This is a genomic window from bacterium, assembly GCA_029210965.1.
Lineage (GTDB): Bacteria > BMS3Abin14 > BMS3Abin14 > BMS3Abin14 > BMS3Abin14 > JALHUC01.
In genome coordinates this window covers 61,177-83,227 of the sequence record JARGFZ010000008.1, presented here as the reverse complement: position 1 = coordinate 83,227, position 22,051 = coordinate 61,177, and the positions used below count along the sequence as shown (strand labels likewise).

At 53.8% G+C, this 22,051-nt stretch carries 23 protein-coding genes; 14 read left to right on the top strand and 9 right to left on the bottom strand.

Going from position 1 to position 22,051, the window contains the following annotated elements:
* Positions 1 to 166: 166 nt before the first annotated feature.
* From argH to P1S59_05270, 14 genes are all read left to right on the top strand, one after another.
* The gene (argH, locus tag P1S59_05335) at positions 167 to 1,558 is read left to right on the top strand and encodes an argininosuccinate lyase (protein ID MDF1525679.1); all 1,392 of its coding nucleotides are present in this window, start codon (positions 167 to 169) and stop codon (positions 1,556 to 1,558) included.
* 303 nt (positions 1,559 to 1,861) lie between these two features.
* A complete protein-coding gene (gene lysA / locus P1S59_05330) occupies positions 1,862 to 3,106 on the top strand; it encodes a diaminopimelate decarboxylase (protein MDF1525678.1) in 1,245 nt (414 codons plus the stop codon).
* Between the two features lie 296 nt (positions 3,107 to 3,402).
* On the top strand, positions 3,403 to 4,245 hold the full coding sequence (gene dapF / locus P1S59_05325) for a diaminopimelate epimerase (protein ID MDF1525677.1): 843 nt from the start codon (positions 3,403 to 3,405) through the stop codon (positions 4,243 to 4,245).
* A gap of 1 nt (position 4,246) precedes the next feature.
* Complete coding sequence (gene dapA, locus P1S59_05320; protein ID MDF1525676.1) at positions 4,247 to 5,119, top strand: 4-hydroxy-tetrahydrodipicolinate synthase; 873 nt, start codon at positions 4,247 to 4,249, stop codon at positions 5,117 to 5,119.
* A gap of 400 nt (positions 5,120 to 5,519) precedes the next feature.
* The gene (gene dapB / locus P1S59_05315; protein ID MDF1525675.1) at positions 5,520 to 6,317 is read left to right on the top strand and encodes a 4-hydroxy-tetrahydrodipicolinate reductase; all 798 of its coding nucleotides are present in this window, start codon (positions 5,520 to 5,522) and stop codon (positions 6,315 to 6,317) included.
* 138 nt (positions 6,318 to 6,455) lie between these two features.
* Positions 6,456 to 7,622: an LL-diaminopimelate aminotransferase gene (locus P1S59_05310; GenBank protein MDF1525674.1), complete on the top strand. Its 1,167-nt coding sequence runs from the start codon at positions 6,456 to 6,458 to the stop codon at positions 7,620 to 7,622.
* Between the two features lies 1 nt (position 7,623).
* Positions 7,624 to 8,142 carry a 2-amino-4-hydroxy-6-hydroxymethyldihydropteridine diphosphokinase gene (gene folK, locus P1S59_05305; protein ID MDF1525673.1) on the top strand — a complete coding sequence of 173 codons (519 nt, stop codon included), beginning with the start codon at positions 7,624 to 7,626 and terminating at the stop codon, positions 8,140 to 8,142.
* Between the two features lie 121 nt (positions 8,143 to 8,263).
* Positions 8,264 to 8,905, top strand: coding sequence for a deoxynucleoside kinase (locus P1S59_05300; protein MDF1525672.1), 642 nt, complete (start codon positions 8,264 to 8,266; stop codon positions 8,903 to 8,905).
* Between the two features lie 174 nt (positions 8,906 to 9,079).
* Positions 9,080 to 9,880, top strand: coding sequence for a 3-methyl-2-oxobutanoate hydroxymethyltransferase (gene panB, locus P1S59_05295; protein ID MDF1525671.1), 801 nt, complete (start codon positions 9,080 to 9,082; stop codon positions 9,878 to 9,880).
* A 60-nt stretch (positions 9,881 to 9,940) separates the two neighbouring features.
* Complete coding sequence (locus P1S59_05290) at positions 9,941 to 10,120, top strand: hypothetical protein (GenBank protein ID MDF1525670.1); 180 nt, start codon at positions 9,941 to 9,943, stop codon at positions 10,118 to 10,120.
* A gap of 40 nt (positions 10,121 to 10,160) precedes the next feature.
* A complete protein-coding gene (gene panC, locus P1S59_05285; protein MDF1525669.1) occupies positions 10,161 to 11,015 on the top strand; it encodes a pantoate--beta-alanine ligase in 855 nt (284 codons plus the stop codon).
* Between the two features lie 36 nt (positions 11,016 to 11,051).
* Complete coding sequence (locus tag P1S59_05280) at positions 11,052 to 11,447, top strand: aspartate 1-decarboxylase (GenBank protein ID MDF1525668.1); 396 nt, start codon at positions 11,052 to 11,054, stop codon at positions 11,445 to 11,447.
* Between the two features lie 81 nt (positions 11,448 to 11,528).
* Positions 11,529 to 12,002 (top strand): archease, encoded by a 474-nt coding sequence (locus P1S59_05275; protein ID MDF1525667.1) that lies wholly within the window; start codon positions 11,529 to 11,531, stop codon positions 12,000 to 12,002.
* A 155-nt stretch (positions 12,003 to 12,157) separates the two neighbouring features.
* Positions 12,158 to 13,615, top strand: a complete 1,458-nt coding sequence (locus P1S59_05270; protein MDF1525666.1) for an RtcB family protein — start codon at positions 12,158 to 12,160, stop codon at positions 13,613 to 13,615.
* Positions 13,616 to 13,754: 139 nt separating this feature from the next.
* On the opposite strand, the gene P1S59_05265 is transcribed toward P1S59_05270, so the two are convergent.
* The 9 genes from P1S59_05265 to gspG form a co-directional block, all read right to left on the bottom strand.
* On the bottom strand, positions 13,755 to 15,884 hold the full coding sequence (locus P1S59_05265) for a S8 family serine peptidase (GenBank protein ID MDF1525665.1): 2,130 nt from the start codon (positions 15,882 to 15,884) through the stop codon (positions 13,755 to 13,757).
* Between the two features lie 36 nt (positions 15,885 to 15,920).
* Positions 15,921 to 16,265, bottom strand: a complete 345-nt coding sequence (locus P1S59_05260) for a hypothetical protein (GenBank protein MDF1525664.1) — start codon at positions 16,263 to 16,265, stop codon at positions 15,921 to 15,923.
* A gap of 360 nt (positions 16,266 to 16,625) precedes the next feature.
* Positions 16,626 to 17,483, bottom strand: a complete 858-nt coding sequence (gene gspN / locus P1S59_05255) for a type II secretion system protein GspN (GenBank protein ID MDF1525663.1) — start codon at positions 17,481 to 17,483, stop codon at positions 16,626 to 16,628.
* Positions 17,480 to 18,016 (bottom strand): type II secretion system protein GspM, encoded by a 537-nt coding sequence (gene gspM / locus P1S59_05250; GenBank protein ID MDF1525662.1) that lies wholly within the window; start codon positions 18,014 to 18,016, stop codon positions 17,480 to 17,482. Before gspM ends, gspN begins: the two co-directional genes overlap by 4 nt.
* 1 nt (position 18,017) lies before the next feature.
* Complete coding sequence (locus P1S59_05245; protein MDF1525661.1) at positions 18,018 to 19,418, bottom strand: hypothetical protein; 1,401 nt, start codon at positions 19,416 to 19,418, stop codon at positions 18,018 to 18,020.
* 211 nt (positions 19,419 to 19,629) lie between these two features.
* Positions 19,630 to 20,685, bottom strand: coding sequence for a type II secretion system minor pseudopilin GspK (gene gspK, locus P1S59_05240; protein MDF1525660.1), 1,056 nt, complete (start codon positions 20,683 to 20,685; stop codon positions 19,630 to 19,632).
* Positions 20,657 to 21,019 (bottom strand): prepilin-type N-terminal cleavage/methylation domain-containing protein, encoded by a 363-nt coding sequence (locus tag P1S59_05235; GenBank protein MDF1525659.1) that lies wholly within the window; start codon positions 21,017 to 21,019, stop codon positions 20,657 to 20,659. Before P1S59_05235 ends, gspK begins: the two co-directional genes overlap by 29 nt.
* Entirely contained in the window at positions 21,009 to 21,575 is a 567-nt protein-coding gene (locus P1S59_05230; protein ID MDF1525658.1) for a prepilin-type N-terminal cleavage/methylation domain-containing protein, read from the bottom strand. The genes P1S59_05235 and P1S59_05230 overlap by 11 nt, the downstream gene beginning before the upstream one ends.
* A complete protein-coding gene (gene gspG / locus P1S59_05225) occupies positions 21,544 to 22,050 on the bottom strand; it encodes a type II secretion system major pseudopilin GspG (protein MDF1525657.1) in 507 nt (168 codons plus the stop codon). Before gspG ends, P1S59_05230 begins: the two co-directional genes overlap by 32 nt.
* Position 22,051 lies beyond the last annotated feature (1 nt).

Here is a 22,051-nt window from a genome sequence, read left to right as displayed (position 1 = left end):
TCGAGAATAGTAACCAGAGAAAAATTGATTCGACATCTCTTATAATATTGTTATATTCCAAAGTCTTAGATAAAGTGTACCGTTCTTCGAATCTAATTTGAAACCTGGGATTAGAGATTGTTCACGCTTGGGTACTGGTTACCGGGTACTGGGTTCTGGAGTTATCATGACCAAAAAACCTTGGCAAGGAAGGTTTAATGAGGAAACGTCCCGAATACTGGAGGATTTTTCCCAGTCCGTGACCTTTGACAGGGAGCTTTATCCCCAGGATATCAGGGGCAGCATGGCCCATGCCCGTATGCTGGGTAAACAGGGGATCATTACCGAGGAAGATTCGGAACTCATTATCGAAGGTCTCGAAGGGATCCTTGAGGAGCTGGATGGCGGTTCCATGCCATGGGAATCGGTTCTGGAAGATGTGCATATGAATATCGAAACGCTTCTCACTGAGCGCATCGGCGAGGCAGGGGGACGACTGCACACTGCACGAAGCAGGAACGACCAGGTAGCCCTCGATCTAAAGCTGTATGTTCGGGACACCTGTGATGTGATTTTAGAGCGGATAGAGCGCATGCTCCACTGTCTCCTTGAAAGGGCCCAGGAGCATTCCGACACAGTCATGCCAGGGTATACCCACCTGCAAAGGGCACAACCCGTCCTGCTCTCCCATCACCTCATGGCCTACTTTGAAATGATGAGAAGGGACCATGGAAGGTTTCTATCTCTTAAAAGCAGCCTCAACGATTCGCCCCTTGGCGCTGGAGCCCTGGCCGGGACTCCGCACCCCATTGACCGAACCATGACAGCCAGGGAATTGGGTTTTACTGACACCACGAGAAACAGTATGGACACCGTTTCAGACAGGGATTTCGCCGCACAGTTCCTCTTTGACGCAGCACTGTGCCAGATCCACCTGAGCCGTCTGGCCGAGGAGATCGTATTGTGGGCATCCGCCGAGTTTTCCTTCGTCACTCTTCCGGACGGGTTCGCCACCGGCAGCAGCATGATGCCACAGAAGAAAAATCCCGATTCCGCTGAACTTGTGCGCGGTAAAACAGGACGGGCTATCGGTAACCTCACTTCCCTTCTGGTTGTTTTGAAAGGTCTTCCTCTAACCTACAACCGGGACCTCCAGGAGGACAAGGAACCGATCTTCGACTCGGTCAGGACCCTGACTGGATCTCTTGAAGTCATGACCGGACTGATGAGCGACGTCCAGTTTGAGGCAGCCAATATGGAGGCCGCAGCCGATGGCGGTTTCACCACAGCAACGGACCTGGCTGACTACATTGTTGAAAAGGGTGTTCCCTTCCGGGAGGCACACGAGATCACAGGAAAGCTTGTGGCTCTTTGCCTTGCAAAGGGGTGCGGCCTGAGTGATCTGGACATCAACGAAATGAGGGAAGAGTGCGGCCTCATTGATGCGGATGTTTTCAACATTCTAAAAGTGACGTCCTCGGTGGCGCGCAGGGACATACCCGGAGGGACGGCGGGGAATCAGGTCCAGATCGCAATGGAGGAAGCCCGTGACTGGCTGGCCAAGATCAGTTCTGATTAGCTCCCTTGTCATCTGGCTTTTCCTTTCCGCCTGCGGTGTCAAAGGTCCACCCGCAAACCCCAGCGGGCCCTGGGGTCCGCTGGAAGATGCTCCGGTAGAAAAGACCCAGCCTGACAGCAAGCCTGATTGACACATCACAACTGCCTCTGTTAGATTTGCGGGCTTCGTTTCCGGCTTGGCAAGTTGATCAAAGCCTTCGAAACCGGATAATTTTAACCCTCGTTAACGTTTGATGGGATTGGAAAACACCCATCAATCAGTTCCGCCACAGGCGGGACCAGGGCAAGTATAGGACTGCCATATATGAATTTCTTTGAATACAAAGGCCGGGAACTTTACTGCGAGGATGTATCGGTTGAGGAGATAGCTCGGGAGGTTGGGACCCCATTCTACCTTTACAGCGCCTCTACGATCGAAAGACACTTCACGGTATTTACCGAGGCTTTCTCACAGCGTGACCACATCGTCTGCTATTCGGTCAAAGCCAACTCGAACCTCGCGGTACTCAGGCTGCTTGCTGACTTGGGAGCTGGAGCGGATATCGTTTCCGGCGGGGAACTCTTCAGAGCTCTTCGCGCCGGCATCCCGGCAGACAAGATCGTCTTTTCCGGTGTGGGCAAGAGAGTTGATGAGATACGTAGTGCCCTTGAGGCCGAAATACTCATGTTCAACGTGGAGTCCAGAGACGAACTCCTCGCCATAAACGAGACGGGACGGAAAATGGGAAAAAGAGCGCCCGTAGCTCTCAGGGTAAACCCTGACGTTGACCCAAAGACCCACCCCTACATCTCCACCGGGATGAAGAAAAACAAGTTTGGTATCCCCATAACTGAGGCACTTTCCATTTACCGGGAAGCGGCGCAACTGGACTGGATCGAGGTGTTGGGAGTGGACTGCCACATCGGTTCCCAACTCACAACCTCCGGGCCGTTCGCAGAAGCAGTTGCCAAGCTTATGGTTCTGGTAAACGAACTGGAAGCCGGGGGAATGTCCATAAGGTACTTTGACGTGGGCGGCGGGCTTGGTATCGTTTACGATGATGAATCGCCCCCCTTGCCTGATAATTACGCCAATGCCATCATCGACGCTCTGGGTAACAGTGAAAGAACCCTGATACTGGAACCGGGACGGGTTATCGTCGGCAACGCCGGCATCCTGGTTACGAAAACCCTTTATAACAAAAAGGGAGCCACCAAGAACTTTATCATCGTGGATGCGGGCATGAACGACCTCATACGCCCGAGTCTGTATGACGCCTACCAGGAGGTCATCCCGGTCGTAAAAAACGACAGGGAGGAAATGGTAGCGGATGTGGTGGGGCCCATTTGCGAATCCACAGACTTCCTGGCCCGGGACCACAAACTCCCGGTAATGGCTTCGGGAGAACTGCTGGCGGTAATGAGCGCCGGGGCATACGGCTTTCCCATGGCCTCACAGTACAACTCCAGGCCGCGGGTCGCAGAGGTGATGGTCAAGGGCGACCGCTACCAGGTGATCCGGGACCGGGAAACATACGAGGATCTGATAAAGGGAGAGGGGTTCTTTTAACTTGACAGGGTCGCACAAAGTCCGTTATCGGCTTTTTGCTCCACGGAAAGCGAAAAGTGTCATTTTCGCTTTCCTCACGGATCAACGACCTGTATTTCAGTCACTGATCCGGGCGCCTCTCCCAGGCGCGGCTGTTCATTGATCCGGGCGCCCCACACGGGGCGCAAAGAATCAATAACGTTAATATTGTAATGCGCACTTTGAGCACTTTGGACCTTGGACCTTGGACTTTGGACTTTGGACTTGAGCGAATGGGATCGGAAACTTCGGCCCCATCGCTACCAAATGGAGGCACATTGAAGTTTCCGATACCGTTCGCGAAAATGAGCGGAACAGGCAACGACTTCATCATCATCGACAACCGCAACAAGATCGTGGCTGATGATGAGATGAAAAATCTCGCTGTCTGTGCGTGCCGAAGAGGTCAGTCAGTTGGAGCTGACGGTTTACTCCTCATTGAGAACGATGAAGAGCACGATTTTGCCTGGAGGTTCTTCAACTCGGACGGCAGCGAAGCTGAGATGTGCGGCAACGCCGCAAGGTGTGCTGCACGTCTGGCATATATGGACGGTATCGCTGGCGCCCAATCCGTATTCAGAACTATCGCCGGACCGATCCGGGCATCGGTTGATGGATCTGTTGTCCGGGTACAGCTCACGAAGCCCCACAGCCTGGATCCTGAGTTCATTCTTAACCTGAACGACGGCAAGGTGTTTGCAGCCGGTTTCGTGGACACGGGGGTCCCCCACACGGTCATTGTTCTGGAGGACAATAACCTCGAATCAGCCGCTGTGGAGGATCTCGGAAGAGAGATCCGGTTTCACCCGCGGTTCGCACCTGCCGGAACCAACGTTAACTTTGTACACATCACCGATTCAGGAAATATTCAGGTCAGGACCTACGAGAGGGGTGTTGAAGCCGAGACCCTGGCCTGCGGGACCGGGGTCATCGCTTCTGTCATCATTACAACCGCTCGAGGCTTAACCTCCCCACATGTTCTGGCAAAAACCAGGGGTGGGGACATATTGGGGGTTTACCTGGACGGTTCAGATCAAGATTTCGTGGACGTCAGCCTTGAGGGAGAGGCGTCCCTCGTTTATCGGGCTCAGCTTACTGAAGAAACAATCCGGGGAGGTTAACATGTTCAAGGGAGCGTTCACTGCCTTAGTCACGCCGTTTTCGGACGGTCAGATCGATACCCAGGCACTGAGAGACCACGTGGATTTTCAGATCGAAAAGGGCATCGACGGACTTGTGCCCTGCGGCACAACCGGCGAGGCTTCCACCCTGAGCCATGATGAGCACATCGAAGTTGTCCACATCACTGTAGAGCACGCTGCAGGCAGAGTACCGGTCATCGCCGGGTCCGGATCCAATTCCACTGCCGAAGCGCTGGAATTGACAAAAAAGGTGAAAGAAACGGGGGCAGACGCGTGCCTCATGATCACCCCCTACTACAACAAACCCACTCAGGAAGGGCTTTTTCAGCATTTTTCCACCATTGCGGAGAAGGTGGACATCCCTATCATCCTGTATAACGTACCCGGCAGGACGGGAATCAACATGCTTCCGGACACGGTTGCCCGCCTCGCAGCTGTTCCCAACATTGTGGGCCTGAAGGACGCTGCTGCCGACCTGAAGCAAACCAGCTTCACCCGCCAACTGGTTCCGGATGACTTTGTTATTCTGTCAGGGGAAGACACGCTGGTCTACCCTCTCATGGCAGTAGGAGCGAGCGGAGTTATCTCGGTCACCTCCAACATCCTTCCGGGTGAGATGGCTGAACTTTGCCGGAGGTTCCTGGAGGGCAACATGGCGGGAGCCGCAGAGCTTCATCACCGGCTCCTGCCGATGTGCGATGCCCTGTTCGTCGAAACCAACCCTATCCCCGTCAAGGCTGCTCTTGCCATGATGGGGCGCATGAAGAATGAACTTCGACTTCCCCTGGTTCCCATCACGGATAAGGGAGCGGAGGTCGTGCGAAGAGCCATAACCAAGTTCGGGCTGCTTTAAAATCCGTGATTGGTGATTAGTGATTAGATAGAACGCAGGACACAGAGCGAAGAATAAGATCAAAAGCTAATTTAACACAGTGCGGCCTGCTTAAGGCCGCTCCACGGCGGTGACACTGGAGAAATATACTTTTGCTCACAGTCCAAGTCTTGATAAAGTCGCAAAAAGTCCAATCCGGGACTTTTCGCTCCAAGGAAAGGGAAAAGCGTCGTTTTCCCTTTCCTTACAAATCAATGACTTACAGTGCGAGTCATTGATTCGGGCGCCCCGCGCGGGGCGCATTGATGGACTTTTTGCGAGTCCATCAAGTCTTGGTTTTATTAACCCTGTGTGCCCTGTGATGGATTATCTTTAACTTTGAATCCTGAGACATATTAGAATCTTGAATGGGGAAAATTCAATGATCAGAGTTGCTGTTGCCGGCGCATGTGGAAGAATGGGGAACGCCATTATCCAGACCATCGGGTTCACGGACGGGGTTCAGCTGAGCGGAGCCCTCGAACATGAAAAACACCCGCGTCTCGGACAAATGATCGACACCCCCAACCTGCCGGACGGCAATATTCCCATAACGTCCGGGGTGGAATCTGTTTCCGGTAAGGCGGATGTCCTCATCGATTTCACCACACCGGAAGGGAGCCTGAGGAACCTGGAGGTGTGTGCTGAAACTGGTCTTCCCGCGGTTATCGGAACCACGGGCCTAAGGGAGGAGCACAAGGAAGCTTTAGGCATGTTCGCCCTCCGGACTCCCACCGTTTTTTCTCCCAACATGAGCGTCGGAGTCAATGTCCTCTTCAGACTTGCCGCCATGGCGGCGACGGCTTTGGGTGATGATTACGATGTTGAGATCGTGGAGGCCCACCACCGCATGAAGAAAGATGCTCCCAGCGGCACCGCCCTGGCCCTGGCCGAGGTGGTGGCCCAAGCCCTTGGACGGAACCTTGCTGACCACGCAGTCTACTCAAGACATGGGATGATCGGGGAACGTACGAAAGATGAGATCGGCATCCAGACCATCCGCGCGGGGGATATTGTGGGGGAACACACCCTTCTTTTAGCCGGACCAGGGGAACGCGTTGAACTGACCCATCGTGCCCACAGCAGGGACAACTTCGCCCTGGGCGCTGTCCGCGCCGCCCTTTGGATCGTGGGTAAGAAACCAGGCCTGTATTCCATGGCGGACGTTCTTGGCATATAACTACGACCAGTGTGTCTAGGTGTCTAGGTGTCTAGGTAACACATCAGATCATGGTGGAAAATTATCCACAAGACCAGTTAGATACTTTGACACGTAGATACTTAGTTACATGTTTTTATTTCACCCAGGAGGTATCCGTTGAAAATATTGCAAGCTGACCGCCTCAAGGCTCTTCCTCCCTATCTCTTTGCCGAGATCGACCGCATGAAGGCGGAAGTGGCGGCCAAAGGGATCGATATTATCAGCCTTGGTATCGGAGATCCGGATCTCCCCACCTTGCCCAATATAATCGATCGAATGAAGAAAGCCGTGGACAACCCGATCCATCATCAGTACCCGAGCTATGAAGGAATGCCGAGCTTCCGGAAAGCGGTCGCCAAGTGGTACGGAGACCGGTTCAGCGTTGATCTGGACCCGGTCGGGGAGGTTGTATCCCTCATCGGGTCTAAAGAGGGGATTGCCCACGCTCCCCTCGCCTTCATCAACCCGGGAGACGTCGTCCTGTGTCCCGACCCGGGTTACCCGGTGTACAGCATCGGCACCATGTTCGCGGGCGGGGAAGCCTACCTCATGCCTCTTTTAGAGGAGAACCTCTTCCTGCCTGACCTTTCAGCCATCCCGGCTGACATACTGGACAGGGCCAAGCTGATGTTTTTAAACTACCCCAACAACCCCACATCCGCTGGGGCTACCAGGGAGTTCTTCGAAAAGGTCGTCGCCTTCGCCAGACAGAACAATATCCTCGTGTGTCACGACGCGGCCTATTCCGAAGTTTACTATGATGGAGAGCTTCCCATGAGCTTTCTTGAGATCCCCGGGGCCGACGAGGTGGGGATCGAATTCCACTCCTTTTCCAAGACCTACAACATGACCGGTTGGCGCATCGGGTGGGTATGCGGTAACCAGGATGCTATCGGTGCCATTGGTAAGATCAAGACAAATATCGACTCCGGCATCTTCCAGGCGATCCAGGAAGCTGGTATTGAAGCTCTCCAGGGTGATCAGGAACCGGTGGAGGAACTCAGGAAGATTTACCAGTCAAGGCGTGACCTTGCATGCGGTTATCTTTCAAAGAGCGGCTTCTCCTTCATGGTCCCCAAAGCCACATTCTATCTCTGGGTGGGAACTCCCGAGGGTCTGTCCTCCGCCCAGTTTGTCGGGAGGATACTCCAGGAGACAGGAGTGGTCCTGACTCCTGGCAACGGGTTCGGGGTTTACGGAGAAGGCTATTTCCGAATTTCCCTCACGGTGAACGAGGATCGCCTGCAGGAAGCACTTGACCGCATCGGAGCTGTAAGCTGGTAGTATGAGGATCAAGACCGCCTATATCGGTCTGGGAAGCAACCTTGGTGACAGGGTCCTGGCCTTTGATAAGGCAGTGAAAAAGCTGGAAACAGTTGAGGATACCCGATTTATAGCTCTTTCCGGCCTTTATGAAACATCGCCTGTGGGTGTGGAGGGAGGACCGTTCCTCAACGCCGTTGCCGTGATGGAAACCGCGTTGGTACCCGAAGACCTCTTGAGAGCGCTATTAAGCATTGAAACAGCCATGGGCAGAGCTCGGGAACAGGAAGTGGACGGATCGAGGAATATTGACCTTGACCTTCTGCTTCTCGGAAATACTACAGTAAAAGGAAAAAACATTATCGTTCCTCACCCGCGCATGCTCCACCGAAGGTTCGTCATGGAGCCACTTGCCGAACTGGCGCCGGACCTGAAAATACCGCCCTCCGGGATAACAGCTTGTGAGGCAGCTTCAGACCTGGCTATCCAGCATCCAGAGCAGATAATAAGACGGTTGGGAACGTTGGAGGAACTTAAATAATTACGGATTGAGGATTGAGGATTGAGGATTAATGTCATTTATTCTCAATTCGGAACCAGGAATCCGGAACTTTTCTTCTGTTGTCAATCGCCCAATGTAGCCTTATAATTATGGACTGGTAATGGCAGATAAAAAGTACATCGTTGTTGAAGGACCCATCGGGGTCGGCAAGACGAGCATGGTTCAGATGCTTGGTGAGGAGTTCGCATCCAGGGTGGTCCTGGAAAAAGCAGCGGATAACCCTTTCCTTCCCAAGTTCTATACGAACCCTTCGGGCTTTGCCTTCCAGACCCAGATGTTCTTTCTTCTGAGCAGGTATCAGCAGCAGCGCGAACTGGCTCAGCAGGAACTCTTCAGCCAGAGTATTATCTGTGATTATCTGTTCGCCAAAGACAGGATCTTTGCATCGGTTAACCTCGATGAGGACGAACTGATGCTTTACCAGCAGATTTACGCACTGCTGGACCAGAGAATCCCGAAACCGGACCTCGTCATTTACCTCCAGTCGCCAACGGAGGTGCTTCAGCAGCGTATCCGAATGAGAGGCCGGAGTTACGAGAGAGAGATAAGCCGGGATTATATTGAAGCAGTTAACGAGGCTTACAACAGATTCTTTTTCAGTTATGATGAAACCCCACTCCTGATCATCAACACCGCCGAGGTGGACTTTGTCAGGAGACCTGAGGACTTCCAGGACCTGGTCCGGGAGATCCAACGGATGAAAAAAGGGGTCCAGTTTTACGTACCGCTTGGATCCGCTTAGTCGGACCGGGACGGGGATACTTTTTGAGCCTGCCAATGCGGCAGATGTCCCCGTCTGAGTACGGGGTTTTTTATGTCAGAAGCCGTGATTTGTGACTCGTGGAAAGTGATTGGGAATCAGCGCACTTTCTGTTCACCCTTCACAGTTCACCCTTCACCAACGATGGGGTCTTAAATGAGTGAGAAAATAACCATAAACACCATCAAAGGGATGAAGGCCAGCGAACCTATAGTTATGGTCACGGCCTACGATTATCCCAGCGCCCTTTATTCGGACCGTGCGGGCGTCCACATTATTTTAGTAGGCGATTCCCTTGCCCAGGTGGTCCTTGGGTACGACACCACCGTGCCCATAACCATGGAGGAAATGCTGCACCACACCCGCGCTGCGGGCCGTGGCTGCCAGCGTTCCCTCCTCGTTGCCGATATGCCCTTCGGTTCCTTCCAGACCGGCCCTGTCCAGGCCTTTGAAAACGCCTGCCGGTTTTTAAAGGAGACTCCAGCCCACTCGGTGAAGCTGGAAGGTGGTGTGATCATGGCCGAGACGATCAGCTACCTCACCCAGCGAAGTATACCTGTTATGGGCCACATTGGCCTGATGCCCCAGTCGGTTCACACGATGGGGGGATATCGAGTCCAGGGCCGAGGGGAAGAAGGGCTCCAGGCTCTTCTGGACGACGCCCGAGCTGTTCAGGACGCGGGGGCTTTCAGCCTGGTCCTTGAGGGCATTCCTGCCGAGGCCGCCAGACAGGTCACCGAAGAGCTTGCCATACCAACTATCGGAATTGGAGCCGGTCCACACTGTGACGGACAGGTTCTCGTGTTAAACGATTTGCTTGGCCTTTTCGACCAGTTCGTACCAAAGTTCGTCAAGAGGTACGCCGAGCTGGGTAAGGAGATGGAACGAGCCATATCCGACTTCGCCAGGGAAGTGACGGAAGGGAGGTTCCCGGGGAAGGAGCACTCTTATGAGTGAGTGCAGAGTGCAATGTGTAGAGTGTAGAGGAGTAACAGGATAACGAAGGAGGAAGGTGGAATGGGAAAGGTGGAATATAGAAAACGGGAGTTCATCTTCACTCTCCCTCCTTCCCCATTCATCCTTCCTTTTTTACAAGGCTTTCAAGTAAGGGTTAGATACAAGGCCAGAGTCCTGAGGGACACCGGAGGCGTATATGGAACATACGGTGAGGATTTCCGAAGGGCGATAACGCAGTAGATGACCCTTTATTGAAAGCCGCATTAACCCTGAAAATAATATGAAGATCATTACAACTATATCAGAGATGTATGACCACTCCGACCGCCTCCGCGAACAAGGCGACCGGATCGGGTTCGTCCCCACAATGGGGTTCCTCCACGAAGGGCACCTGAGCCTCATGCGCAAGGCACGGGAAGAGAACCATGCTCTGATTGTTAGTATATTCGTAAACCCGACCCAATTCGGGCCTGACGAGGATTACGATTCATACCCAAGGGACCTGGAAAGTGACGCTTCCCTTTGCCGGGAGGTGGGTTGCGATGTCCTGTTCACACCCGGCGCCGATGAGATGTATCCACAAGGTACCCTCACGACAGTGTCCGTTGCGGGCCTCACCGAAACCTTGTGCGGTGCCTCCAGACCGGGGCACTTTGACGGAGTCACAACTGTGGTCTCCAAACTGTTCAATATCGTGCGTCCCCACATGGTCTATTTCGGGCTCAAGGATTACCAACAGTACCGCGTCATCTCCAGGATGGTCCAGGATTTGAATATGAACATCCGCGTTATCGGAGTGCCGACAGTTCGGGAGGAGGATGGGCTGGCCATGAGCAGCAGGAATGCCCGTCTTTACAACGACGAAAGGGCCGGCGCCCTTACGCTCTCTCGTTCCCTGGACGCGGCCCGTGAAATGATAAGGGAAGGGGTCAGGGACCCTCGGGCAATTGAGAAGAAGGTAGCCGGGATCATCGAATCGGAGTCAACTAACAGGATCGATTATGTAAGTGTCGTCAATGCAGACGACCTGACCCCTCTCTCATCCATAGAGAAACGAGCGCTTTTGGCTATGGCAGTATTCCTGGGAGATACGAGGCTCATCGATAACACTGTCCTTGAGATCAGTGGTGACTAATAAACCCACACCGGGCCCTTAAAGGAGGCTATTACAATGCTTTACAACATGCTGGCAGGCAAGATCCACCGGGCAACAGTTACAAATGCCAATCTGCACTATGAGGGGTCCATCACCATCGACCAGGACCTGTTGGAAGCGGCAAAGATCATCCCCTTCTCTCAGGTCCAGATATACAACATCACCAACGGTAACCGTTTCGAGACCTACGCCATCGTGGGGAAGCGCGGTGCCGGAGAAATGGTCATCAACGGCGCCGCTGCCCACAAGGCATCTACCGGGGACCTCATCATCGTGGCATGTTTTGTTCATGTTGACGCAGCGGAGGCTGCCATGCACAAACCTTCACTGGTTTACGTGGACGGTGCAAACGCCATCGCTGATGTGAAGAACGGCATGGAAACAGACAACATTGCAGCTGCTGTCAGGTAGCGTTATGATAAACACTTGATGGACGCAGAATAAATCCATCAAGCAGTCCCGCCGCGACGGGACCTGGGGTGGTCACGCCTGATGCGTGACCACCTCGAAAAAAGGACCAACGGGACTTTTTACGAGGTTATAATGGCAGGAGGATTCAGGGAACTCGAAAATATAACCGCAGACCTGGGCATCGAAGCCTGGGGCATTGGCCTCGAGGATGCCTTTACCAGCGCCGTCCATGGTCTGGCCTCCCTCCTGTCAGACTCTTCCGGAGGCGACCAGCCTCTCACCAGAAGTATCCGGATCGAAGCCGGATCCCTTCCCAGTCTTTTAGTTAAACTCCTCAACGAGATCATTTATCTGGAAGATACTGAGAGTTTTCTCCCTGGTAAAATCACACATCTGAATATCAGGAATAACCATCTGGACGCAACTTTTACAGGCGCCATCTATGACCCTGAGATCCACACCCTCAATGCACACATCAAGGCGGCAACTTACCACGGGCTGGAGATCGACCAATCCAGCGAACGTGTTACGATTAAAGTGATCTTTGATGTTTAAATGCAGTGAAGCGTGAAAGAATAATTTTATCCGTTGTTTTGTCAATTGGGAAGGTAAGGTAATACGGAATAAACAGTATAATGTTTTGAACTTACTGATCACGGATAACTGATTTCGGATCACTGATAACGGATTACCAAACGGAGACCGCTTTTTTGAGCGAAATCACCATCAAAAGAATAAACGACTACAAATGGGAGATCCCCAAGGGTGCCGTTCCGGGCATGAGGGTGCACGGCATCATTTATGCCGATGACCGACTCATGAAGGACATTGCCAGGGACAAGAGCGCCCGCCAGGTGGCTAACGGTGCAACCCTTCCAGGCATTGTCAGCGCCTCCATGGCCATGCCGGACATGCATTTCGGTTACGGCCTGCCCATTGGCGGGGTTGTGGCCACCGATGTAGACCAGGAGGGGATCATCTCACCGGGTGGAACAGGTTACGACATCAACTGCGGAGTCCGCATGGTCGTGACTCACCTGACACGCCAGGACCTGGACAAAAGGGATCGCCTTCAAAAGCTGGTGGACACCCTTTTTACCCGGATACCCACAGGTGTTGGCTCCAAAGGTCCCATTAAACTGGGCAGCAAGGAGCGGGAAAAGGTCCTCACCCGGGGAGCGAGGTGGGCAGTGGAAAGGGGGCTTGGGGAACCGGAGGACCTTGTCTACACGGAGGAGGGGGGCTGCATGGCCGGGGCCGATCCCTCAGCTGTTTCAGACAAGGCTCTCACCAGGGGGGCTCCCCAACAGGGGACCCTGGGTTCGGGGAACCACTTCATAGAGGTGCAATATGTTGAGGAAATTTTCGACCCTGCCGCCGCGGATGCCTTCGGCATCCATAAGGGACAGATCGCCGTCATGATCCACTCCGGGTCCCGGGGCTTCGGCCACCAGGTGTGCACTGACTCCCTTGAGGTCATGAACCGGGCAGTGAGGAAATACGGGATAGAACTGCCGGACCGGCAGCTTGCCTGCGCCCCCTTCAACTCACCCGAGGGACAGGACTACTGGAAGGCCATGAAGTGTGCTGCCAACTACGCCTGGGCCAACAGGCAGTGTCTTATGCACTGGGTACGGGAGTCTTTTCAGGAGTTTCTACAGATCGGCCCCTCCGATCTCGGTTTCAAGCTTGTTTACGACATCGCCCACAACATCGTGAAGCTGGAAAAACATGAAGTGGATGGAAAAACCAGGACACTGGCTGTCCACCGAAAAGGCGCCACCAGGGCCTTTCCCCCCGGACACAGGGAGGTACCCGAGAGCTATCGACCCTTTGGCCAGCCGGTGATCATACCGGGTGACATGGGGACATCGTCTTACCTGCTGAGGGGGACCGAAGAAGGGATGAAGGAGACCTTCGGCAGTTCCTGCCACGGGGCCGGCAGGGTCCTTTCCCGGACGGCGGCCATCAGGGCGGCAAAGGGAAGAGCTATCTGGAAGGAGCTGGAAGATCAGGGCATCTTCGCTCGTTCTGCGGGAAAGACCTCCCTTATGGAGGAGATGCCTGAAGCTTACAAGGATGTTTCCGCTGTTGTGGAGGTGGTGCACCGGGCCGGGATCGCGGCCAAAGTGGCCAGAATGCGCCCGTTATGCGTCATTAAGGGTTAACACAAAGGGGACAGACCAAGGACCAACGCCCAAAGACCAAAGTCCAAAGAAAAACCGCAGTCGTAACTGCGGTTCGTTTGTGACAGCTTTAGGTCCAGCCAGCCGTATCCAGGGGGTGAATATCAGACTTGAAGTCCTATCACTTTGGACTTTGGGCTTTGGACATTGGACTGGGCACCGCCATCCATCTCCTGCGCAGCATAACCAGCATCATTCCCACCAGCATCATCTCAATCAGCTCCGATATATATGGATCACCTGGGGATGAAGTGATTCCACACCCTCCCCCGCTCGACCCGCTGGAAGAGGTGGAAGACGACAGCACCAGCACCTGTCCGCTGTAATCCGTTTCCACGCCGGCAACTGAAAGAATGACCCTCGTCATGCCTTTGGAGAGTCCGGTCAGGACCCCATTGCTGTCAATGGTGGCTACTGAAGTGTCGCTAACGGCCCAGGTGATATCCCCCGAAATAAGGGAGCTGAAAGACACCGTCTCATTGGGTAAGAGTTGGGCCGTGAAAGGCCGTATGGCGGTCACCCTCCAGGGACCTGTATCGTAGGTTCCCACGGGAGCCGAAGCTCCATCAAAATTTAGAGTAAACTGGGTGATACCCGGCGCAAGGGGAGACACAGCCCACGACCCTCCCCCTCCAGCGACGATGACCGCCGCATCGGGGCTTGTACTGAAAACCGGATCAATGATCGCGTTCACCATTGTCCCATACTGCTGATTTATTGTATCGGCGTACATGGAAACCGTAACGGCACTGTCCAGGTAGGCCAGGCCGGAATAGGGGTAAAAGGGAGCCAGAGCGCCGGCCAGGTTCACCCTTTTTCCGGACTGCACCAGACCAGCCAGACGGGCGTCGAAATCCCCGCCCTTAATGACCCGGTCGATGGCTTCGGCGGGCAAAAGCTCCGGGTAAGCTGCCATGACGAGGCCCAGCACCGCTCCCGCAATGGGTGTTGAGAAGGAGGTCCCGTTACCGTAAGCGTAGTCTGCACTGCCCCCGTAGGTGGAATAGATATTGTCACCGGGAGCCGCGATCTGAACGGAGTTAGGGCCAATGTTGGAAAACCCGGCAAGAGCCCCGTTTGTGCCTGTGGCTGCCACTGCAAGAACGCTGGCTATGGAAGGATCTCTTGTGTACTCCGCAGGCCACACACGGTTGATAAAATCGTCGTTATTGTTCCCGTTATCGTTCCCCGCTGCCGCAACCACCGCTATACGATATGTAGGGTTCCCAGCCATGGCAACAGCCTCGGAAAGACCGTTGGGATCAATTCCGTTGGCCGATTTAAAGGACATGTTAAGGACCCGGACAGGGACAGCATGGCCGTCATCCACAAGATCCATGGCGTACTCAACAGCATTTACCACATCGAAAAAACTGTTCGTAAAACGGAGAGGCAGTACCTGGAGCTGGCCCTTCCCGATGCCGGCCCCCCTTTGCCCGTTATCCCAGGCAGCCCCGATGATGCCGCTGATAAGGGTCCCGTGGTAGGTCGCGACAGGCGCAGTTATGTCGTCGGCCGGGATGTTGTCTACGTCTGCAAAGTCCCAGCCGTTGGCGTCGTCGCGCATGAGGTTTGTGTCGCCTGTGGTGTCCGCTCCGTCAGCCGGCAATTCTGCCGTGTTGGCGAAAAGAACGCTGTTGGGCAGATCGCTGTGCCCAGGATCATATCCGGTGGTTGTATCGAAAGTCCCCAATTCCCCGCACCCTGAGTCGATGACCCCCACGGCGGCTGTCATGGAGGTGTCAAATGTACGATCCACAACGTACCAGCCCTCCGGGGCATCGATATCCACATCCACATTAACGGTGCCGGCGTTGGCGAAGGTGCCCTTAATGGGCACGGCGTCAAGGTACCACTGGTCGCCGAGAAAGGGGTCGTTGGGGACCAGGGTAGACATGACTCCCAACAGGACCGGCGCAGCCAGAAGTTCGACCTTGTAGTCCACCTGCGCACTTTCAACAGACGGGTCCCGGCTGAGCATCTCAACAGCCATCTCTTCGTCCCACCCGGGTGGGATGTGCACCTTTTCGATGCCTGCCCGCTTCAGTTTGCGGCCTTTGCGCCCAGAAACCCGCTCCCTGGCTTTTCCCTTGTCTGCTTCAGGAGCGTTGGCCCGGAACTTGACGATAACGTACCCCCGGGAAACCGGATCTTCCTTACCTTTACCCCTGTTACTTCCAGCTTCGCCGGCCGTAAAAACAAGGGGGACCAGAACAAGCACAAGTATGATCGTTCCGATAATTTTTTTCATTCAGGGCCCATTATGCCTCTCGATATTTCTATTCCGTTATTTTTTTTCTTCCAGCATTTCTACACGATAGTCAGGCTCAACGTACAGAACTTCAGAGTAGGAGTGAAAACGCTCCAGTGCCTCCGGCACATCCATTCCCTCAGGCAGGTTTACAAGATGCAAACCGGTCCTTTTCAACACCTTCTCTACCCTGCACCCCTCCCCCTGGATTATCAACAAAGCCTTCTCCGGGGCCACTCCTTCCTGGAACTGCACCAGGACCCGGCCGGGTATGTAATCCGGCTGCGGGGGCTTGCGGGACATTCCCCAGGAATCGACGGAGAGGGCAGCAACAATGATCACTACCCAATAAAATGTGGTCCGTTTTGCCCTGTTTGACATCTCATTTGCTCCCAAAATTAAAAAGGTCCTTCACCCCTGAAAGACCCCGGATAAATTATACATCATAATTGAGAATAGAAAAGAAAAAAGGGAAAAGGGAAAAGGGAGAATGGAGATTGGGAAAAATGGAACGACGGGTGAATGGTGACTGGTAATGGGTGATTGGCAAAACATGGGGGACGCGGCGACGCGGAGGGTATGTGAGTGTCCAGGTGTCCAGGTGTCCAGGTAGCTATGTTTCAGGAACTTACCAGCTACAGGTAACCATATCCCCGATTACCAGGTCATCCAGATATGTAAATACGTAAATACTTAGTTACTTAGATACCTGATGTTCCCTTCCCGTGTCGGGCGGTTTCCCTACATTGTGACGGCAGGCTTTTCGATCGTTCCCCGTATTTTGAAACTGACACTCCCGTTGGCTTTCGCCCGCGCACCCATCAGTGCAAACAAGGGGGTCAGGCGTTCCCGGTATTCTGGACCCGGCGTAAGCTCCACGGTGAGGTTAAGGCGCGAAGCCATGAAGTTGGCGGGGGCGATTTTTATGTCACCCCGGGCACTACCCGCGAGACCCCCCTCCAGGGCGTTTTCCCCAAGAGTAAGAACATTGTCCTTTACAGTGGCGACGGCCATGACACTGGAAATGGGGAAGGGGGCCAAACCCAGCGTCTCCAGAAGATCTCCGCTCATCTCAATGGGCCCGGATGTGATCTTTACCTCAGCGCTGGAAACACCCATGGAGGAGTCTGTTGACAGCAGGTTCAGGGACAAGTCTACCTTCCCCTTCAATTGCATGGAGAAGGGCATGATATCTTCCGGTAGTTCGGAAAGGTCTATTTCAATCTTTGGGGCATCAAGATCCCAGCCTTCCCCGGATGAGACAACGGTCAAGCTGGAATCGAGCCAGGGGTTTTCAAGACGCACGTCAGCACCCTTATTACCGGAAAGGAAACTAAACAAGCGCATACCCACCACCGCCCGACCCATATCCACTGATCCCTGGCCTACCACCACAGTTACTTCTCCCGCTTCCAGGGATAGCGGGGGCCTGAAACGAACATTGTCAACAGATACGGCACCTTCGGTGGCAGCAAACAAAAATCCGTTCACCTGATCCGTCAACCTTTCGGACGGATAGTTGAGCAGTATGAAAAGGAGAGTAAAAGAGAGAAAGAGAGCTAAATAAACTATAGAACGAAGGACGGCCTGGCGGTTCATCGGGTCTCCAATGTGGTCACAAGCAGAGTGGAGTCAAGGAGAGCAGGGTCATCGAATCGGGTCTTGATCCTCAACCTGGAGGTCACAGCCATGTGCGGCCCGGTCTCAATGGCTTCAATGAACTGCACCAACCCCTTGAGATCTATCTTTTCCAGCCGCATTTCAACGCTGGATTGGACGATCCCTGATTCCAGTTCGCTGGTGAACGGTTTCATGCTGGCGATCCTGTCGGCCAGGCCCAGTTTCCTTGCATTACCTTCCATGGCCGCAAGCAGTGACATGTCCGAACTTCTGGACGCTACCATCTTTTCCATATCCACAAAGGAGGACTGCAGAGAGCGGTACTCCATGGCATATTCGTTAAACTGAACCAGATCCTGGCGCTTTTCCTGGGCCATTCTGAGGAACCGCTGCCTTTTTTCCAGGGCAGGGTTGACGATGACCCCAAAGATGAGAGCCGATCCCACGAACAGAGCAGCCCCAAGAACAAACCACCTTTCCCGATCCGAAAGTTTCGAGAATAAACCCCACATGCTAGCGGACCTCCATCTGTAGACGGAAGGTCACCTTGTTGATATTGGCACCGACCCTTGCGTTTTGTACCTGAACCTCGGCAAAAAGAGGATCTGAATCCAGTACCCCCTTGATCCGATCGACAACATCGAAGGAGGAAACAGATCCGTCAAGCCGCAGTTTGTTTGAATCGTAAGACAGCTCATCCAGTTTAAGGGAAACATTTTCAGGAACGGCAGCGCTCAACGCGGCAAGGACCGACAGGGCTCCTCGTCCCTCCAGTCCTGACAGAGTCGCCATCTTTCTTTTCAGGTCATCCAACTCCCCTTTTATATGACCTGCCTCCTGCCCTGCCTGGTGCCTCGCTCCCGGAAACAGCTCTTTGAAATCCTGTTCCAGCCGGTTATTAAGGTTCTGGTACTCCCCGCGGGCCTGGTTGAGGCTGGTGATGAGGCTGGTCACTCCCAGTAATCCAAGGATGAGCAGCAGTGCTGAGGTCCTCAGGATAGGAGTCCTAAGCCCCGCAAAATGTGTCACCTGTTTAAAGGACCCCTGGCGCAGATCGAAGGGAAGGGATTCCCTGGCCCCGAGGCTGCCCAGCGCCAGACCAATAGCGGCCACATTATGGGCCGTGTCTGTCTCAACCCCGGCTGCACTTTGCACGATATCTAGATCTGACATGGGTTTGATTCGCAGCGTCACCTCACCAGTGAGTCCTGCCTTTACCTCATTGTTAATGTCAGCGCACCCCAGATATACCTCGTCTTCGTTAAGTGTGTGCTGGCGTATCTCTTCAACAAGAAGCTGTGCGTTTTTCTCTTCACTCTTTGTCAGAGCCAACCGCTTGATGACCTTTATCCTGGACGACCGGAATTCGATCAGGACAGCCTCTCCCGGGCCGCAGTGAACAGCAACACCAGCTGCCATACCGGCCTTGATGGATGCGGCAGCGAGCCCGACAGATCCGGTCTGAACGCTTTTAAGTTTCGCTCCGGGTCCCATCAGGTCCAGAAACAGGGATAACGTGCTCTTGTCACAGACCATGGCGGTGCCGTGCAGACCGGCACCCGCAGATTGCCCCGGTATGAAATCGGCTACCACTTTTTCAACGGGAAGAGGAATCTCTCCATCCAATTCGGAATTGAGGATCTGCATGATCCTTTTACGGTTACTGAAAGGAAAGGTGAGATGTTTACGGTAGATAACGGAATCGGGAATGCCGATGACCGCGTTGTCAAGATCCACTTTGGAGTCACGGAGCCGGCCAATGGCCTGTTCCCATGAATCGACGTTATCCGCTCCCTCCCCTTCCATGGTCCAGACCCTGGAAAGGGTTACGGTACGCAAATTGGAGGTCAGTTCCGCGACCCTGACGGTACCATCCGCCTCGAAGGCTATGCCGATCGATTTTTTTTCAAACATTTAAATTTCCAATGTTATCATCAGTTGATGAGCATAAAACGGAACATAGGAAATTTAAATCTGGAAGAGAGTTTCCAAGTCCCGTCGAGACCCGCCCTGGATTTTCCATATAAAAGATCCTTGCCAGGTGTTTCATGTTCTGTCCTCGACAGATTAATGTGCGCGTAATTTCAGACATAAAAATTAAGATTATATTCATAATTTTTATGTATTAGAACCCCCTGTAGTAAACAAGTTCCACAGCGTTTCCGGTCCTTTTGAAAACGCCATAGGCCTTGCTGGAGGCCATGGTCGTCTCGCCGGTGATGGTGGCTGAAAAATGGCTGCTGGAAACATCTATGAGATCAGCCAATTTGATGTTATTTCCCATGTCCGCATTGTACATCTCATCGGGGAACCCCGGCACGTCCTTTATTTCGGCTGCGGAGTTGAAGGGCTCCGCATCTCTGGATTCCACGATCTCCTCGGCCAGTTGGCGATCCATTTCGTGGCTGAGAGTCTGGATCATCCCCACCGAGGCCGTGTTAAGGTTGATCCGCCGGAAGATATCCCCCGGTTTTTTGTCACCATAGACGGTGATAAAGTCGATGAGAGGCGGAATTTCACCTTCACCCAGATACAGCAGAACAGGACCAATACCCTTGACCAGGGAAAGGTCATCTATACCGGCGGGAAGATCATTGGGGCAGGAATAGGGGTTATCCCTTGAACCATAATAAAGATCCTCCCCGCCTGATCCGGTCACTGACCCGTCAAAGTCCATCCAGTCGATGAGGCTGTCGACGATCTCATCTGCCCGCGAATCGGGAACATTGAGGCTCAGTAGCAGCTCAACCAGTCTTTGGGCCGCGAAATCTGTGTTATCATCTGATTCCCCATCTTCGTTGACGAGATCCAGTACGTTGAATTTACCCTCTTCGTCAGATACCTTGCCGATGGCCCACCCCACCTCGGCAATAGGTACAGCCCCCATTGCGTTGGCCGCGGCCCAGTCATCCTGATAGGAATCCACCTGGGTTTCGTCCTCTGCAAGTGCCTCTCGAACCAAAGCCAGGCCGGATCTGGCCATGTAAAGGGCCTGCATCTCATGGGCGGAACTCAGGGCGATCTCCTCGGCAAGGTTAACGCCTACTCTGGTCTGAAATACAGCTACCGTGAGGAGAAATACGGAGACCACCGCCAGGATAAGAGCAATGCCCTTTTGGTCCTGTTCGGTCCGGACCCTTTCATCCAACTGTTTAGCGGGGAAGGTATGCCAGCGCCACATAGCTCTCCTCCCGTGCCCCCTCGTTCCACATGACGGTGAGACGGACCTCTTTTAAACCTTCAAATGCGGTGTCCGATACAGTCCTATCCCAGGAATAGATCCCGTTTTCAAGTTCTCCTTTATCCGAGAACAGATCTTCGGAACCGGATGCGAACACATCTTCCATCCTCTCGCCAGCCAGTTGTACCGCACCCATGACACGCTCGGCGTGAAGGGTACGGGTGGCGTTCAGACCGTCGGTCTGAAGAAGCACCACAAAAGCTACGGCAAGCACTGACAGGGCCGCCATCACTTCCAGCAAGGTGAAACCGGTCTGGGATCTGTTATCGCTCATCAGGCCACAGGGGTCCCAACCTCGTAGCGAGGTCGGTGTACCCCTCCTGGATCTGTACTCGCCCGCTAACCGGAGACGGTGCCACCGTAAGGACTCGACCTTGTTCATCCTTTATGTGGATGAGGGAAGGTTGGATATATCCGCGAGGAGATATCCTTACCCAACCGGTGCCTTCAAGAACCTTCCCTTCACTGGAGTTGACGACATCGGCGATGAACCCCTCCCGCAGGCTGAACTGACGAACCTCATCGTCCGGGATGTAAGTTCCCTCGGGGCCGAAGTAGGAAACCGATACACCGCTGGTGTCAAGGTCTACATCCATGCGGTAGTACCGCCGCAGGGAAACAGCCCTGGTACGGGCCAGTTGAAGCATCATGGACACCTTGCGGGCATTTCGGTGGATCCTCATACCAGCCACGTCAGGAAGCCTGGGAACCGCCAGTCCGATGAACAGAGCTATGACGGAAACAACGATGACGACCTCCAGAAGGGTGAAACCGTCTGGTGATCGCCGGGAACCGATCTCATTCAAGGTTCCACGATTCAATATCCGCATCCCACCCCTCACCACCTTCAACCTTGTCCTGACCATAAGCGATAATATCGAAGTCCCCGTGTAATCCCGGTGAAAGGTAGATGTATTCGGTACCCCATGGATCATCAGGGATCCTGCCCTTCTCCAGATATCCCCCTTTCCTCCATTTTCCTGGTATCGGGTCGGTGTTCGGTTCCATCACCAGGGCCTCGAGTCCCTGATCTGTCGTGGGATAGAATCCGTTGTCCAGGTAGTAGGTCTTGAGGGCTGTTTCCAGTGCGGAAATGGTCACCTGAGCCTTGACCCTCTTAGCTTGCTTGGGTGCATCCATGAACTTGGGAATCACGAAAACAGTGATGGTCGCGAGGACAACCATGACCACCATGAGCTCAATGAGAGTAAAACCGGCTTGCCTCTTTGAATATTTTTTACTCACGCTTTCTCCTTTCAGGTCACTCACGGCATAGCGTGATAAGGTTGAGAATTCAAATCTCATA